The organism is Trichloromonas sp., from assembly GCF_034006665.1.
In the GTDB taxonomy this organism is placed as follows: Bacteria; Desulfobacterota; Desulfuromonadia; order Desulfuromonadales; family Trichloromonadaceae; genus Trichloromonas.
Map to the genome: position 1 here is coordinate 1 of NZ_JAVESI010000059.1, position 14,289 is coordinate 14,289.

General features: G+C 59.7%; 15 protein-coding genes and 1 pseudogene. 6 read left to right on the forward strand and 10 right to left on the reverse strand.

Features of this window, described 5'->3' with window-relative positions; genetic code table 11:
• The first annotated feature begins 308 nt into the window (after positions 1-308).
• The 4 genes from RBR25_RS16060 (at position 309) to thiM (ending at position 3,070) form a co-directional block, all read left to right on the forward strand.
• On the forward strand, positions 309-1,082 hold the full coding sequence (locus RBR25_RS16060) for a competence protein CoiA (RefSeq protein WP_432820567.1): 774 nt from the start codon (positions 309-311) through the stop codon (positions 1,080-1,082).
• Between the two features lie 337 nt (positions 1,083-1,419).
• The gene (locus RBR25_RS16065) at positions 1,420-1,602 is read left to right on the forward strand and encodes a toxin HicA (protein WP_432820568.1); all 183 of its coding nucleotides are present in this window, start codon (positions 1,420-1,422) and stop codon (positions 1,600-1,602) included.
• A gap of 58 nt (positions 1,603-1,660) precedes the next feature.
• On the forward strand, positions 1,661-1,990 hold the full coding sequence (locus RBR25_RS16070; RefSeq protein ID WP_432820569.1) for a type II toxin-antitoxin system HicB family antitoxin: 330 nt from the start codon (positions 1,661-1,663) through the stop codon (positions 1,988-1,990).
• Positions 1,991-2,275: 285 nt separating this feature from the next.
• On the forward strand, positions 2,276-3,070 hold the full coding sequence (thiM, locus tag RBR25_RS16075) for a hydroxyethylthiazole kinase (RefSeq protein ID WP_432820570.1): 795 nt from the start codon (positions 2,276-2,278) through the stop codon (positions 3,068-3,070).
• 172 nt (positions 3,071-3,242) lie between these two features.
• On the opposite strand, the gene RBR25_RS16080 is transcribed toward thiM, so the two are convergent.
• The 6 genes from RBR25_RS16080 to RBR25_RS16105 form a co-directional block, all read right to left on the reverse strand.
• Positions 3,243-4,259: a hypothetical protein gene (locus tag RBR25_RS16080; protein ID WP_432820571.1), complete on the reverse strand. Its 1,017-nt coding sequence runs from the start codon at positions 4,257-4,259 to the stop codon at positions 3,243-3,245.
• On the reverse strand, positions 4,234-4,833 hold the full coding sequence (locus RBR25_RS16085; RefSeq protein WP_432820572.1) for a DUF6036 family nucleotidyltransferase: 600 nt from the start codon (positions 4,831-4,833) through the stop codon (positions 4,234-4,236). The genes RBR25_RS16080 and RBR25_RS16085 overlap by 26 nt, the downstream gene beginning before the upstream one ends.
• A 155-nt stretch (positions 4,834-4,988) precedes the next feature.
• Positions 4,989-5,951: an EamA family transporter RarD gene (gene rarD, locus RBR25_RS16090; protein ID WP_432820573.1), complete on the reverse strand. Its 963-nt coding sequence runs from the start codon at positions 5,949-5,951 to the stop codon at positions 4,989-4,991.
• A 16-nt stretch (positions 5,952-5,967) separates the two neighbouring features.
• Positions 5,968-6,729 (reverse strand): tryptophan synthase subunit alpha, encoded by a 762-nt coding sequence (gene trpA / locus RBR25_RS16095; protein ID WP_432820574.1) that lies wholly within the window; start codon positions 6,727-6,729, stop codon positions 5,968-5,970.
• The gene (trpB, locus tag RBR25_RS16100; RefSeq protein WP_432820575.1) at positions 6,722-7,948 is read right to left on the reverse strand and encodes a tryptophan synthase subunit beta; all 1,227 of its coding nucleotides are present in this window, start codon (positions 7,946-7,948) and stop codon (positions 6,722-6,724) included. Before trpB ends, trpA begins: the two co-directional genes overlap by 8 nt.
• The gene (locus tag RBR25_RS16105) at positions 7,941-8,672 is read right to left on the reverse strand and encodes a GntR family transcriptional regulator (RefSeq protein ID WP_432820576.1); all 732 of its coding nucleotides are present in this window, start codon (positions 8,670-8,672) and stop codon (positions 7,941-7,943) included. Before RBR25_RS16105 ends, trpB begins: the two co-directional genes overlap by 8 nt.
• Positions 8,673-8,872: 200 nt before the next feature.
• On the opposite strand from RBR25_RS16105, the gene RBR25_RS16110 reads away from it, so the two are divergent.
• Entirely contained in the window at positions 8,873-10,234 is a 1,362-nt protein-coding gene (locus tag RBR25_RS16110; RefSeq protein ID WP_432820577.1) for a DUF2235 domain-containing protein, read from the forward strand.
• Positions 10,235-10,601: 367 nt separating this feature from the next.
• Here RBR25_RS16110 and RBR25_RS16115 read toward each other — a convergent pair whose 3' ends face one another.
• The 3 genes from RBR25_RS16115 to RBR25_RS16125 all read right to left on the reverse strand — a co-directional run bounded on the left by RBR25_RS16115 (position 10,602) and on the right by RBR25_RS16125 (position 12,888).
• A complete protein-coding gene (locus RBR25_RS16115) occupies positions 10,602-10,970 on the reverse strand; it encodes a helix-turn-helix domain-containing protein (protein WP_432820578.1) in 369 nt (122 codons plus the stop codon).
• Positions 10,967-11,263, reverse strand: coding sequence for a toxin-antitoxin system TumE family protein (locus RBR25_RS16120; RefSeq protein WP_432820579.1), 297 nt, complete (start codon positions 11,261-11,263; stop codon positions 10,967-10,969). Before RBR25_RS16120 ends, RBR25_RS16115 begins: the two co-directional genes overlap by 4 nt.
• Before the next feature lie 101 nt (positions 11,264-11,364).
• Positions 11,365-12,888, reverse strand: coding sequence for an SDR family oxidoreductase (locus RBR25_RS16125; RefSeq protein WP_432820580.1), 1,524 nt, complete (start codon positions 12,886-12,888; stop codon positions 11,365-11,367).
• A 110-nt stretch (positions 12,889-12,998) separates the two neighbouring features.
• On the opposite strand from RBR25_RS16125, the gene RBR25_RS16130 reads away from it, so the two are divergent.
• Positions 12,999-14,021, forward strand: coding sequence for a TPM domain-containing protein (locus RBR25_RS16130; protein ID WP_432820581.1), 1,023 nt, complete (start codon positions 12,999-13,001; stop codon positions 14,019-14,021).
• A gap of 44 nt (positions 14,022-14,065) precedes the next feature.
• Here the strand turns inward: RBR25_RS16130 and RBR25_RS16135 are convergent.
• A pseudogene (locus tag RBR25_RS16135) lies at positions 14,066-14,289 on the reverse strand (heterodisulfide reductase subunit F); the annotation flags it as partial.

A 14,289-nucleotide genomic window follows, 5' to 3' on the forward strand; every position in this document is an offset into this window, starting at 1 on the left:
GATTCCAGGAGGGCGAGCCGTTTCGGGCCGAGATGCTCAAAGGGATGGAACATGTCGACCTGTTTGTGGTCTTTGACGTGAATCATGGTAGTCCCTCGCAAAGCATTGGAATTGTTAAGGAATATACAATAGATCACGTCCCGGCGCAAGAAAAAAATTGCAAATAATCTAATGATTTAAACTATTTGTCGGATCTTCTCTTTTTGCGGTGGCATCACATTTAGGTCTCCTCGCGGGGTTACTTCTCCAAGTTAACACGACGCACCCAGTTGCCCTAAGATGTTAGGCCTCTGAAAGAAGGGGAACTTATGCTTTGCGGAATACGATGTTCAGATGAAAGAAAAGTATTCGCACGTGAATCAACAAAAGAAGAATCGCCATTTGTTTGCCCACGCTGTAAAAATGAACTGGTAATTAGAAAAGGTAATATTAAAATTCACCATTTTGCCCATAAGCCGCCATTCAATTGCAGTCATGGTGAAGGCGAAACAGAAGCGCACAGACGATGTAAAGAATCAATTTACAACAACCTGAAATCTAAGACAAATGTTACTCATGTCGATGTTGAAGCCGACTTAGGTTCCCTCGTCGCTGACATATATGCTGTTATCAACGGTGCCCCAGTCGCCATCGAAGTACAAAAATCAAATATTAGCGTCAACGAAATTACGCGGCGAACAACTGAATACCACAAGGCTGGAATAAGCGTTTTGTGGTTAGCTCTGTTTAACGACAGACTTAATAACGAAAGGTACAGTCCCGGCGCTTGGGAAAAATGGTGCCATGCTGTTTATTTTGGTCGTGTGTACTACTGGCTTGGCGAGTCAACAGTCCTACCAGTGCACTTTTCCGAATACCACCTTTATGTCGAAGAATCGACGTGGTTTGAGTCGGGCGGTTATGAGCAATCCGCAGGCGGTTACTATAAAACTTCAAAACGCTACAAAACACCCGTCCCTGGCAACGAAGTTGATATTGCAACCCATTTTTCACCCTCGACAAAAAATGAGTGGCAAGGAGGCACGGTGTACATCCCTAGCTGCCGTATCTACTTAGACAAACAAAGGGCATGGTGGAAATAACCTGGCTGTTGAGTGCCATGACATCGTGGGCAGAAAAATGCAGGAGGTGCGGGGTCAGGTCTTTCCTTGCCACATTTTCATCACCCGATACTCCCTTTCCTCCACGTCTCAAATCTTCCCCCTGGCCAAACATCCCGCCAACCGTCACGCCGTCCGCTTGTCCTTGTCGGAACCTCCTCCCATTCTCGGAGAGGGCGCCAGGGTCACGCTTCCAAGTTGACAAGTTGAACATCATCAATTTTGTGGTGATGAACAACACCGCCAACCTGACCTGATGACCGGGGTCACCCCTCCTTCCATCCCTTGACGAATGGTATCAATAAGGATACTATGCATAATGCCGATTGCTGATCTTATTGCGCGAATGCGCGAGAATCCTGGGGGCGTTCGTTTTACCGATCTGTGCAAGGTCTGCGATTACTTTTTCGGCCAGGCACGTCAGACGAGCGGAAGTCATCGAGTCTACAAAACACCTTGGATCGGCGACCCGCGTGTCAACATCCAGAATCGCAAGGGATGAGCGAAAGTCTATCAGGTGAAACAGGTTCTCAAGGTAATCGAACGATTGGAGATCGACCATGGCGGAGAAAGCTGATAAATATACTTACCGGGTCACTTGGTCGGAAGAAGACGCCGAACACGTTGGTCTTTGTGTTGAGTTTCCGAGCCTTAGTTGGCTGGCGGCTTCTCCCGAAGCAGCTCTCAAAGGTATTCGCAAGCTTGTCGCGGAAGTTGTGTTTGACATGACAGAAAAAGGCGAACAAGTGCCCGAACCGCTTTCAACCAAGCATTTCAGCGGCAAATTCATGGTGCGCGTCCCGCCCGAGGTACACCGTCAACTGGCGATGGAGGCAGCGGAGGCCCATATCAGCCTTAATCGACTTGCAAGCGCGAAGCTGAGTCAATGAGCTATGCACCCCCTTTGCCCCCATCGACCATGCAGGCTTAACAACTCCCACGAGCGGAAAGACCAGTTCATCCGCTCGTTTGAATTTCTCTTTGCTCGACCTGCGGTGGTCCGTCCACCAATTTCACGCTCTTGCCTTCGTGGTCGCGGACGGTATGGTATCGAGGTGGGGTTCAAGAACAAAATCCTGCTGGGGTTTTTCGATTTTATGTACTGAAAGAGGGGTTGCACCGTCCTGGCGGATTCAGGAGTGCTCAAGGACTTTGACGAGGCGAGGAGAAGAAACGTGGTTGACGAGCTCTGGAACGATCTGCGGCGGGTGCGGGAAGAGGCGCCGCTGGTTCACAACATCACCAATTTCGTGGTGATGAACAATACCGCCAACGCGCTGCTGGCCGTCGGCGCCCTGCCGGTCATGGCCCATGCCGTGGAGGAGGTCGCCGAAATGACCGCCCTTGCCGGGGCGCTGGTGATCAATATCGGCACCCTGGCGCGGGAATGGGTCGAAGCCATGGCGACGGCGATGGCGACCGCCCGCGAGCGGGGGATTCCCATCATCTTCGACCCGGTCGGCGCCGGGGCCACGACCTTTCGCACCCAGACCTGTCTCGATCTGCTCGGGCGAACCGCGCCCGCCGTCATTCGCGGGAACGCCTCGGAGATCATGGCCTTGGCGGGCAGCGCCGTGCGCACCAAAGGAGTCGACAGTTCGGCGGCGGCCGATGCCGCCGAGGATGCGGCGCTGCTGCTGGCCCGGCGCTATTCCTGCGCGGTCGTCGTCAGCGGCGCGGTCGATCTGCTGGTGGACGGCAAGAGGAAATTCCTGGTTCGCAACGGGCATCCGCTGATGCCGAAGGTCACCGGTCTCGGCTGCACCGCGACGGCGCTGGTCGGCGCTTTCTGCGCGGTCAACGGCGATTCGCTGACGGCCGCCCGCCATGCCATGACGGTCATGGGCATCTGCGGGGAACTCGCCGCTGCTCAAGCCGCCGGGCCGGGAAGCATGCAGGTTCATTTTATCGACGCCCTGTACAATCTCGATGCCGAACAGCTCCGCGTCCACTGGATCGACCCCCGCTAACCGCCCACCGTCGCGCATACACCGAATTGTCGGCCCATCGTGCCAGGGTCAGGTCTTTCTTTGCCACATTTCCCGTCGCCGGATCGTCTCTTTCCTCCCGCAAAAACCCCCAGAGGATGACAGGACAGACGTCCGGTCAATTTTCTCTTCGGAATCGGGATGGTGACATCCGCTACAACGATGCCAGCATTTTGCTGATGTCCTCGACAAAAACATCATAATACTTTTCGCCTGCGAACGAAAACGCTCCCCTTAACGGCTGTCCTAGGCCCGCGTCTCCCAGCAACGGCCCGATTTCTTTCGCCAACCGTCGCCACTCGGAAGCAAGCATCAGCGCATCAAGTTCCTGGCGTTTGGGATCGGACACGCCCAGCCAGAGAATCTCCAGGGCACGGAAGAGGGGAACGGAATTCACCCACGGGGTCAAACCATTCGGACGCAACAGCTTGTCGAGGGTTTCCGGAGCCAGCGCGTACAGCTTTTCGCGACCGCTGCTGCGTACCTGTAACACCCCGGAGTGAACCATTTCGACCAGAACATTCTGGGTCGAGCGTGGTCCCTGCCCGATCGATTTGGCGATCCGCGAAGGATGAATTTCATCGACCGACCCGAGCAGGCAAAGAATTTCGCACCGAAGATTCACGCCAAAGAGCGCCCGTAAACGCAACAGCAGGGCCGGCATCCCTTCTCTAGGGAACGGTTGGGAAAGACCCCGCGTTTGCAGCGATGGCCGCAATAGCCCATGACGACGGAAAATTTCATCGCATTCTTTCGGCGTCGGCATCGGTCGCCCATCCTTCATGAAGAAAAGGGGCGATTCCTCTTCCCGCGCGTATTTCGTCGCCAGTTTTTTCCACTTGAGCGCCACCGACGATTTGCGCCCAAGCATCTCCGCGACGGCGCTGAGTTCCGCCTGGGCCTGGAACCCGGACTGTGTCACCAGATTCTGCAGGCGCTGGATGTTCATGAAATTCCCGTTGATTTCCAACCAGTCCAGGACTTCATCAAAGAGCCGGGCATCGTAGCGGGCAACCGTCAAGGTCAGCAGCAACAGGGGTTCCGGGTCGATCACCCGCGACTCTTCGGACAGACCATAGCCGGAGACGCCAAGCGCGGTCCATTGCCGCCAGAGCAGGTCAAGCAGCTGGTCGAGGATGGTTTTTTTAAATTCGCTCAACGAGATGGGCATAGCCGAACTCCCGGAAAAACATTCGGATGCTTTTCTTGTAGCCTTCGGAGGGATCGTGGGTCGTTGACCAGGCGATGGCCGCCAGCAACTCTCCGTCCGTCGGCTCCAACGCCTGAAGATCGGTGGCATGGTAGCTGCCGAACTGATCGACGGCCGCGTAAAGCTTGAAAAAAATCTGGTCGATCCGGCCGATGAACGCGACGGTCAACTTTTCACCGAACCACCGCCATTGCAATCGGTCGGCAAAACCTTCGGGAAGGCCCAGACGATAGAGTCCCCCGTCGCCGCTGCTCGGTCCGTTGTTCAGCCAATCGGCGGGAAGGCCCAGATCCTCCGCCACCTCTTTGGCTGCTTTGACCAATTCCACCGGAAGCGGCGCGGGGTCGATCAGCTCCCCCGCGTCGTTCGCCAGCGCGACGATGTCGACATCCCGGGTGGCTCGCATGACCATTTCAGTTGCTACCAGGGCCGTGCCCCCACACACGACCAGGTTGTAATTGGGGGAACCCGCGATGGCCAACCGTCCATTCAGCAGCCGCAATGCGGTAGCGAACTGCGCGTATTGATATGACATTGTATCCTCTGGTTCGTTTTATGCGAACTATAAATGACATTTTAAGGAAAAGCAAGAGGCAGGTGGGGTCAGGTCTTTCCTCGCCACATTTCTCATCGCCGGATCGTCCTTTCCATCCCCGTCTTGTCCCTCCCTTGACCGAAACCCGCCGCAGATCAGGCCGCTTGCTTCTCTTTGCCGGAACCTCGCCCCATCCCCTGCCACAGGGCGTCGGCGGTGTAAACGACTAGGGCGGCCCAGATGCAGAGAAAGCTGATGAGATGGCTGCGGGAGAAGGTTTCGTTGTAGAGGCCGACGGCGAGAAGAAAGTGGAGGCTGGGGGTGATGTACTGGAGGAAGCCGATGGTGGCCAGGCGCAGGCGACGGGCGGCGCCGATGAAGCCGAGCAGGGGCAGGGCGGTGACGACTCCGGCCAGGGGGAGAAGCAGGTTCAGATCGGGGTAGCCGGCGAGAAAGACGCCTTGGCCCGTGAACTTCAGATAGATCAGGTAGCCCAGGGCGAAGGGGGTGAGAAGCAGGGTTTCGATAGTTAGGCCGAGCAGGGCGTCGACCCGCGCCAGTTTGCGCAAGAGTCCATAGAGCCCGAAGGTGGTGGCGAGAACCAGGGCGATCCAGGGGATGCTTCCGTGCCGCAGCGCGAGGTTGAGGACGCCGAGGGCGGCTAGCCCGACGCTGATCCGTTGCCATAAACTCAGGCGTTCCCGCAGGAAAAGAAAGCCCAGCAGCACGCTGATCAGTGGCGTCATGAAATAGCCGAGGCTCGATTGCAGCACCTGGCCCCGTTGTACGGCGACGATAAAAACCGACCAGTTGGCGGCGATAAGCAGGGTCGAACCGCCGAGGGTAAGGAGCGTTCCTCGCTCGCGGACCACGTGCCAAAGCGGCCCGAGCCGGTGCGACAGTCCGACCAGCAAAAGCAGGAAAGCCGCCGACCAGCAGATGCGGTGACTGACCACTTCTAGCGGGGCGGCGGCGTTGAGCAGTTTGAAGAAGGCCGGGAAGGAGCCCCAGCTGATATAGGCCAGCAGCCCCAGAGTGAGCCCCTGGCGGGCGCGGCGGCGCGCAACCTCATCCGGAGAGTTTTCGGCGGGAGGGTCCGATGGCAAGCGGGAGTTCATGGCGGCTGGCCTTTGCTTAACGCAAGCCCTTGAGGAACATCCCCACCGCTTCGACGCCGTCACGCTCGAAGACCCGGATCGCCTGGCTGCCGACCACGGCGATATCGGCTTTGCCCTTGAGGAAATCCACGTCTTGCTTGCTGGTCACGCCGAAGCCGAGGGCCAGGGGAAGCTCCGTCGTGTTTCGGCAACGGGTCAGGTAGGCGTCGAGATCCCGCGAGAAATCCGTGTGAGCGCCGGTTACCCCCTTGCGGGCGACGCAGTAGACGAAGCCTTTGGCCTGTTCGGTGATGAGTTTGAGCCGGTAGGCGGGGCTGTTGGGGGCGAGGATGAAGATCGGGTCGAGGCCGTTTTCAGTCATCGCCCGCAGATATTCCTCCGCCTCTTCCGGCGGCAAGTCGGGGACGATGGAGCCTTTCAGCCCGCGCCCCGCCATCGCTGCCGCGAACTTCGCCACGCCGTATTTGAAAAGGATGTTGTAGTAGGTCATGAAGAGGAAGGGGATGTCGAACTCCCGGGCGATCCGCTCGGCGAAGTCGAGGCATTCATCGACAGTGATTCCGGTCGCCAGCGCTTTCTGATTGGCGCGCAGGATCACCGGGCCGTCGGCAATCGGCTCGGAAAAAGGAATCTGCAATTCCATCAGTTCGACCCCGGCTTCAACCATGGTCTTGACCAGCCGGTAGGAGTCCTCCAGCGAGGGGTAGCCGATGACGATGTGGGTCATGAGCAGGATGTCTTTGTTCTTGGCCTGTGCGCGGATGGTCGTCTCAAGCATGGTATTGCTCCGCCTTGTATTTGATGAATTCTCGCCAGGCCGGATCCTCGAAGGCATCGGCGACGGTGAAGATGTCCTTGTCCCCCCGCCCGGACTGGTTGATGATGATGCAGTCGTCTTTAGCGAGGGTCGGCGCTTCCTTGAAGGCCTGGGCGAAGGCGTGGGACGATTCGAGGGCGGGAATCAATCCCTCTTTGCGCATGGTCAGGGCCAGGGCGTCGATCACCTCGCGGTCGGTGGCCGCCGCGAAGCGGGCCCGGCCGCAGGTGTGCAGATGGGCGAGGATCGGCGAGACGCCGACGTAGTCGAGACCGGCGGCGATGCTGTGAGTCTCTTGCATCTGGCCGTCGTCGTTCTGCAGGAAATAGGTCTTGTAACCCTGGGCTACGCCGATGCTGGCATCCTGCGAGGCGAGCCGGGCGGCGTGCCGGCCCGAGTCGAGGCCATAGCCGCCGGCTTCCACCCCGACCAGTTCCACCGGATCGTCTATGAAGCCCGAAAAGAGCCCCATGGCATTGCTGCCGCCGCCGACGCAGGCATAGACCCGCTTGGGCAGTTTCCCTTCGCGTTTCAAAATTTGTTGCCGGGCTTCCTGGCCGATGATCGACTGAAAATAGGTGACCATCTCGGGGAAGGGATGGGGACCGCAGGCGGTGCCGAGCACGTAATGGGTGCTGTCCATGTTCGCGACCCAGTCGCGGAAGGCTTCGTTAATGGCGTCCTTGAGGGTGCGCGAGCCGTCCTTTACCGGGACAACGGTGGCGCCGAGGCGCTCCATCCAGAAAACGTTGGGGCGTTGCCGTTCGACGTCGACCTCGCCCATGTAGATGGTGCACTCCAGCCCGTAACGGGCGGCCATGGTGGCGGTGGCGACGCCGTGCTGGCCGGCGCCGGTTTCGGCAATCACCCGTTTCTTGCCCATGCGCTTGACCAGCAGCCCTTGGCCCATGACGTTGTTTGCCTTGTGCGCGCCGGTGTGGTTGAGATCTTCGCGCTTGATGTAGATCTTCGCGCCGCCGAAATGGCGGGTCAGATTTTCGGCAAAGGTCAATGGCGTGGGGCGGCAGGAGTAGGTCGACATGATGTCGACATATTCGGCCCAGAAACTCGGGTCGCTTTTCGCCGCATCAAAGGCGGCCTCCAGTTCGTCGAAGGTGGCGGCCAGGATTTCGGGGACGAAGGCGCCGCCGAACTCCGCGTAATAGCCACGTTTACGCATGCTCGAATCCTCCAAGGGTTTGGGAAAAGACAAATTGATCGGTGCGGCAATAGAGCCGGGAGAAGAAGCCCGCTTCGCGCTGGGGGAAGTGCAGCAGGCGCTCGACCCGCAGGATGGCGGTTTCCGGCGTGACCTCCAGCAGGCGGCCGCGCTCGCCGCCGAGATAGTCGATGGAGAAATTCTGGCGGCCGCCGCAGGGGCGCAGGAAGAAGCGTTCTGCCGCCAAGACCGAAAGAGATTGCCCGGTGAGGTCGAGGCGGTCGAGGCCGGGGAAGAGCCCGGCGTCGAGATCGAGTTCTTCAAGCAGCACCGGGAGTTCTTCGCCCCGGGTCAGGCGGGTTAGGGAGAAAACCTCCCGTCCGGCCAGGGGATGGCGCTCATCGGTCGTGATGGTCCGTCGCGTCGTTGGCCCGAGCAGGCGACTCGCCATGGCCAGGCCCCTCTTGCGGAAGGAGGCGGCGGTGCCGTCGAGGGAAAAGAGGTCAATTTCCTTGGGCGCTTCCCGCACATAGGTGCCCGAACCCCGCCGCCGACTGAGCAGCCCTTGGCGCACGAGTGAGTCAAGGGCTTGGCGTACCGTCGGCCGACCGATGCCGTACTGCGCCGCCAGCTTCGGTTCCGAAGGGATGCGCGCCCCCGGTGCGAACTCCCCGGCGCGGATAGCGGCCGCCAGCCGTTCGGCCAGTTGATGATAGAGAGGGGTGGGGGACTGGGGATCGAGCATTGGAATGCCTTTGCGAAAATGGTGAAGGCATCTAACCAACAATCTGTAAAGTTGTCAAGACAAATTATTCCTATTTTCTTTTCTTGCGGAGGCCGTCAGCGGCAATTAAAATTAATAGTTCGTAACCGTTTCGCCGGGCGACGGAAACGGCCGGGAACATTTCTGAAGATCGCAGGCGGCGTGGCCGCCGGGAGGCGCAAATGAGCAAGAGAATCGTCATCTGTTGCGACGGAACCTGGAACGAGCCGGAAAAGATGAAGGAAGGGCGGCATATTCCGACCAATGTGGTCAAGCTGGTGCGGGCCATCGAACCTCGGGACGAGGCGCGGGGGATTGATCAGGTGGTCTATTACGGCCGGGGGGTGGGGACCGGCGCCTTCGGCTATGTCGACAAATACCTTGGCGGCGGCACCGGCCTGGGCATCTCCCGCAACATCCGCGAGGCTTATCAGTTTCTCGCCCTGAATTATGTAGAAGGGGACGAAGTCTTCTGCTTTGGTTTCAGCCGCGGCGCCTACACCGCGCGTTGTCTCGTCGGCATGCTCGATGCTGCCGGCTTGCTCGACAAGAACGATCTCGACCGTCTTCCCGACGCCTACGCCTATTACCGCACCCCGCCGGAAAAGCGCGTCGCCGGCAAATATCACCTGCGTCTCATCGATCTGCCGCGTCTACGGCCGAAAATCAAGTTTCTCGGCGTCTGGGATACGGTCGGCGCCCTTGGCGCGCCGACCCCCATGCTTGGGGCGATTTCCAAAAAACTCTGGGTCGGCTTTCACGATGCCGCCCTGTCGAGCCTGGTGGAGAACGCCTGTCAGGCCCTGGTCGTCGACGAACGGCGCGGCCCCTTCACCCCGGCGCTCTGGGACTGGCGCAGCGGGCAGAAGAAGGTGCGCCAGGTCTGGTTCGCCGGGGTTCACTCTAACATTGGCGGCGGCTATCCCGACAGTGGTCTCTCCGATCTCGCCCTGCTCTGGATGGTCGACCGGGCGCGGGAAGAGGGGCTGGTTTTTGACGACAAATATCTCGGCGACGGCAAACGCGTCAATCCCCAGTTCACCGGTAAATTGGAGGATTCTTTCTCCCTCGGCTACAGATTCCTTCAGGCTCTGCGGGTCAAGCCTTATCTCCGGCCTATCGGCCAATTCCTGGATATGGGAGAGATGGTTCACGAAAGCGTCATCAAGAGGCTGTTGCATCCCCATCTCGATTACCGCCCCGAAAACATCGTCGCTTCCGGACAGGATCCCGGCACCCTCATCGACCAAGAGAGCGCCCGTCCGACCCTCCGCATCGGCGAGATGCTGGTGCCGATCTTCCGCGAGCGCCGGGCCGTCCGCCGCGATCTCGGCGCCGAGCCGGCGACTTTGGTGCTGGGGGATAACGTCGCTGTTCCCTGCCAGGTTTCCAATTACAGTGACGCCGGCGGCGTGATGCTGGCCGTGCCTCAGCCGGTGGAGCCGGGGACCGAGGGGATTCTCGAATACGGGCAGATTGGCCGGCACAAGATCTGCGTGGTCTGGCGGCGGGAGAATACCATTGGTGTCAAGTTTGCGGCCTGAGGTGGGATTGAGTCGAAAAAAGCGGCCCCGGAGAGTGATTCTTCGGGGCCGTTCTTTTGTTGGCAGCTGTGAGATTTTAAAAATCTAGAACCGTCGGGACTCGCCCCGACAGGCGACCTACTTTTTGTTGGACGACAAAAAGTAGGCAAAAAACGTCTTCCACTGCGTGGGGCATTTCTATTGCGGTCGGCGGATGGATTGATCGATTTCGGATCTGTTGACACCACTATCACTTCGTCGCACCTCCCCGGATGCCGGCGCGCGGCGAAAGGGCGAGCGGAGGAGAAGTTGACATCAGAGGGGGCGAATGGTGGGAGAGGTAGGGACAGGCCTCCGTGCCTGCCCCTGGATATGACAGTTGGGCGATTCAGACCGCGACTTCGAGGCGAAAACCGTCGTAGTGCAGACGGGGCACCTTGGTTTTGCCTCTTTTCTCCAATTCGAGAAGATCCATTTCAAGCAGGATTTTGACATCCTCGGAAACGTTCTTCATGTCCCGTCCGGCGAGGGCGGCCAATTCTTTGATGGAGTCGGGGCGTTTTTCACGGATGAGCCTGAGCAGGGCGAAGCGCTGCGGAGTCATGGCCCGCCGAAAGGCTTCGAAGCTGGTAAAAGAGTATTCCGGCTCTTGGGGCTCGACTGTCTCGCCGCGCATCACGGCGTTCATTGTTTCGGCGCATTCATTCAGCATCTGCTCCTGGGATTTGATGATGATGGTTTTAAAGGTGGCTTTCATATCTCCCCCTTTTTGCAGGCTTCCACGTCTGCTTTGAAATCAGCGATAAGCTGATCCGGCGTGGTAAAGGCATAGGGTTCTTCCGCCCCGTCAATATGTCTGTGATCCCCCTTGCCCCGCTCGTTGTCGTAGCCGATGACCCGGATGCCGTTCATGACATAAACGAACGAATACTTGAGGCCGTGAGGTGTGTGCTCGGAAACCGGCACCGACCAGATTTTGACCTCGGTGATGGCGCCATTTTCGTCACACTCTTTTTTGTGGATCAGCAGCACGGCTTTTATGTTTGGCATTTTAGACTAAGTATTTTGGGGGAGTCAAGATGCTTGGCCTGAAAGACCAATTGATTTTCAATGCCTTCAGCCTTCAGCCTTCAGCCTTCAGCCTTCAGCCTTCAGCCTTCAGCCTTTACCGGATCCCTGGTCTTCTCCGGCCCTTGCAGGATTGTGGCGTCAAGGCTGTGGGCGAGGCCGCGGAGCATGCCGTCGAAGACGAAGTTGTGGAAGGGCCAGACCGCATACCAGTAGAGGATGCCGGTGAGTCCCCGGGGGAGGTAGCGGGCGGTCTGGATGACGAGGGTTTCCCCCGGCGCGGTTTCGCTGAGGCGGAATTCGAGCAGCGCCTTGCCCGGCAGCTTCATTTCGGCGGCGAGGAGCAGGCGCCGGGGCTTGTCCACCTCGGCGACCCGCCAGAAATCGAGAGCGTCTCCCGGCGCCAGTTCGAGGGGGCAGCGCCGCCCCCGACGCAGGCCGATACCGCCCGCCATCTGGTCGAGCAGGCCGCGCAGCCACCAGAGCCAGTTGGCGTAGTACCAGCCGGTGTCGCCGCCGATGCAGGAGACCGCCCGCCAGGTTTTATCGATGGGCGCCGCCAGGCGGATGCGGCGGGCGTCGTTGTAATGGGTGCCGCCCGCCCAAGAGGCATCACCGGGGGTGCTCCAAGCGGCCGGAGGAATGGCCCCGGCGTCGCTCCAGGAACTTTCCACCGTCTGCCCGCGCAGCTGTTCGAGAGCGGCGCGGATCGACTGGCGGCAGTCGAGAAGGTCTTGCGGGATCAATTCACGGATGCGGGTTTCACCGCAGACCACGGTATTGCGCAGCCCTTCGGCCAGGGGTCGGGCCAGTGCCGCCGGCACCGGCGTAACCAGATTGATCCAGTAGGAACTGAGGCGCGGAGTGAGGACCGGCACCGGGACAATCCAGCGCCGGGGCAGCCCCGCCTCCTCGGCGAAGATGCGCATCAACTGCCGGTAGGTGACGACCTCGGGCTGGCCGATGTCGAAGGTTTGCCCGATCGTTTCGTCGCAGCCCAGGCAGCCGATCAGGTAGGTGAGGACGTTGCGGATGGAGATGGGCTGGCAGGGGGTGTCGACCCAGCGCGGGGTGACCATGACTGGCAGGCGCTCGACCAGATAGCGGAGGATTTCGAAGGAGGCGCTGCCCGAGCCGATGATCATTGCTGCCCGCAGCACTGTCACCGGCGTTTTTCCGGCGCGCAGAATCTTTGCAACTTCGGCCCGCGAGCGCAGGTGTTCGCTGAGATCGGGGGCATCTTCGCCGAGACCGCTCAGGTAGATGATCCGCTCCAGACCCGCCGCTTCGGCGGCGGCAACCATGTTGTCGGCGGCCGCGCGGTCGCTGGCGGCGAAGTCATGGCTGGTCGGATTCATGGAATGAACCAGATAGTAGGCGGCGCGGCAGCCCTGGCAGGCGCGGATCATCGAATCCCGGTCGAAGAGATCGCCGGCGACGATTTCCAGGCCCGGATCATTAGCCCAGGGGCGGTCGCGCAGTTTGGCCGGGGTGCGGGCCAGAGCGCGCACCCGGTAGCCCGCTTGCAGCAGGCGGGGAATGAGACGGGCACCGATATAGCCGGTGGCGCCGGTGACGAGGACGGGGGCTTGCGGATCGATAGGCATAGAAGCTCCTTGTTGGTGGCTCGTTGGTGGTTCTAAGTCTGGAAATTATTCCAGATGCGCCTACAATTACAACCGAAGACGAGAAAATCCCCGACAAGGAGAATGACGCTATGATGAAATCTCTGTTGATACCCCGGATCATCCCCTGGGTGCTGTTGCTGGTATTTTTGGTCGGTTGTCCGAACCGCCAGGAACTTCCCTTGGTTGACGACCGTGCCGGACTTTTCGCTCCGGAACGGGTCGAGCGCCTCACCGCCTATCACGATCGTCTGCTGCAGGATCTCGGTATCCACTTCCACGTGAACACCTTGGATCAAAGTCCCGGCGATCTGGATCAGTTGGCCGTCGAACTGTTTGAGGAGTTGCGCCTGGGGGAAACCACCGCCGGCGCGCGCGGGGTGCTGTTGCTGGTCGATCCGCAGGGCGGGCAGGCGCGGCTGGAAATCGGCTATGATCTTGAAGGGATTTTCCCCGACGGCTTCGTCGGGTACGTCGAGCGCGAGCAGATGACGCCCTTTTTCGCGGCGGACCGGGTGGCCGATGGCATCGAGGCGACGGTGGAACTGCTGGTGGGGCGGGCGTTGGGGGAGGTTCCCGCCGACTATCACGGGGCGGTCGAACTGGAGCATCTGAGCGGCGGGGGTGGGGCGCGTGTTGACGTGGCTATCGGTTCCGGAAGTGCGGCCAAGACTGTCGCCGAGGATCGCGGGCGTTTCGCCGCCCAGCCGACGCCGCGACAAACCCTGGAGCGCTATCTGGAGGTTTTGCGCACGCAGGTGAAAGATCCGGAACTTGGCCTTTACACGCCGGAGACGCGGGCTTTTTTTGCTAAGTGGCTCGTGACTGATGCCCAGCAGGATAACGAACGCAAGACCCTGGAAGCGAACCTGCCCACAGCCGAAGAGCGCATCGCCGGCGATCTGGCCGTGCTGCGTTTTCCCGTCGACAACCGCCAAGCCGCCCCCTACCTGTTGCGACAGTCAGCCGAAGGCTGGCAACTGGACATGGCCGCCATGAGCCGCCTGATCGGCTTCAACCACAAAAACCAGTGGTTCTTCCGCGCCGTCGATCACGAATTCATCTTCGCCTTCGACGATGTCAAGTTTGATGCGAACGGCTTTCCCTATCGCTGAGAAGGGGTTGGAGACATCCTTCGTTTGTCGAAAGCTTACTCGAATCAAAATTCCTGGGGCATGGCCTTGACTTGGGCGGCGGTGAAGACCGGGCCGTCCTTGCAGACGTAGACGTTGCCGACGTTGCAGCGGCCGCACTTGCCGAGGCCGCATTTCATGCGGTTTTCCAGGGTGGTGTAGATGGCGTCGTCGGCGAAGCCGAGGCGCTCCAGCACCGGCAGGGTGAACTTGATCATGATCGGCGGGCCGCAAACCAGGGCGATGGTGT

Excerpts from the sequence above, each read along its gene's own strand:
- RBR25_RS16060 (WP_432820567.1), top strand. The coding sequence starts at position 309 with ATGCTTTGCGGAATACGATGTTCAGATGAAAGAAAAGTATTCGCACGT.
- RBR25_RS16065 (WP_432820568.1), top strand. The coding sequence starts at position 1,420 with ATGCCGATTGCTGATCTTATTGCGCGAATGCGCGAGAATCCTGGGGGC.
- RBR25_RS16070 (WP_432820569.1), top strand. The coding sequence starts at position 1,661 with ATGGCGGAGAAAGCTGATAAATATACTTACCGGGTCACTTGGTCGGAA.
- RBR25_RS16080 (WP_432820571.1), bottom strand. The coding sequence starts at position 4,259 with ATGCCCATCTCGTTGAGCGAATTTAAAAAAACCATCCTCGACCAGCTG.
- RBR25_RS16085 (WP_432820572.1), bottom strand. The coding sequence starts at position 4,833 with ATGTCATATCAATACGCGCAGTTCGCTACCGCATTGCGGCTGCTGAAT.
- rarD (WP_432820573.1), bottom strand. The coding sequence starts at position 5,951 with ATGAACTCCCGCTTGCCATCGGACCCTCCCGCCGAAAACTCTCCGGAT.
- trpA (WP_432820574.1), bottom strand. The coding sequence starts at position 6,729 with ATGCTTGAGACGACCATCCGCGCACAGGCCAAGAACAAAGACATCCTG.
- trpB (WP_432820575.1), bottom strand. The coding sequence starts at position 7,948 with ATGCGTAAACGTGGCTATTACGCGGAGTTCGGCGGCGCCTTCGTCCCC.
- RBR25_RS16105 (WP_432820576.1), bottom strand. The coding sequence starts at position 8,672 with ATGCTCGATCCCCAGTCCCCCACCCCTCTCTATCATCAACTGGCCGAA.
- RBR25_RS16110 (WP_432820577.1), top strand. The coding sequence starts at position 8,873 with ATGAGCAAGAGAATCGTCATCTGTTGCGACGGAACCTGGAACGAGCCG.
- RBR25_RS16115 (WP_432820578.1), bottom strand. The coding sequence starts at position 10,970 with ATGAAAGCCACCTTTAAAACCATCATCATCAAATCCCAGGAGCAGATG.
- RBR25_RS16120 (WP_432820579.1), bottom strand. The coding sequence starts at position 11,263 with ATGCCAAACATAAAAGCCGTGCTGCTGATCCACAAAAAAGAGTGTGAC.
- RBR25_RS16125 (WP_432820580.1), bottom strand. The coding sequence starts at position 12,888 with ATGCCTATCGATCCGCAAGCCCCCGTCCTCGTCACCGGCGCCACCGGC.
- RBR25_RS16130 (WP_432820581.1), top strand. The coding sequence starts at position 12,999 with ATGATGAAATCTCTGTTGATACCCCGGATCATCCCCTGGGTGCTGTTG.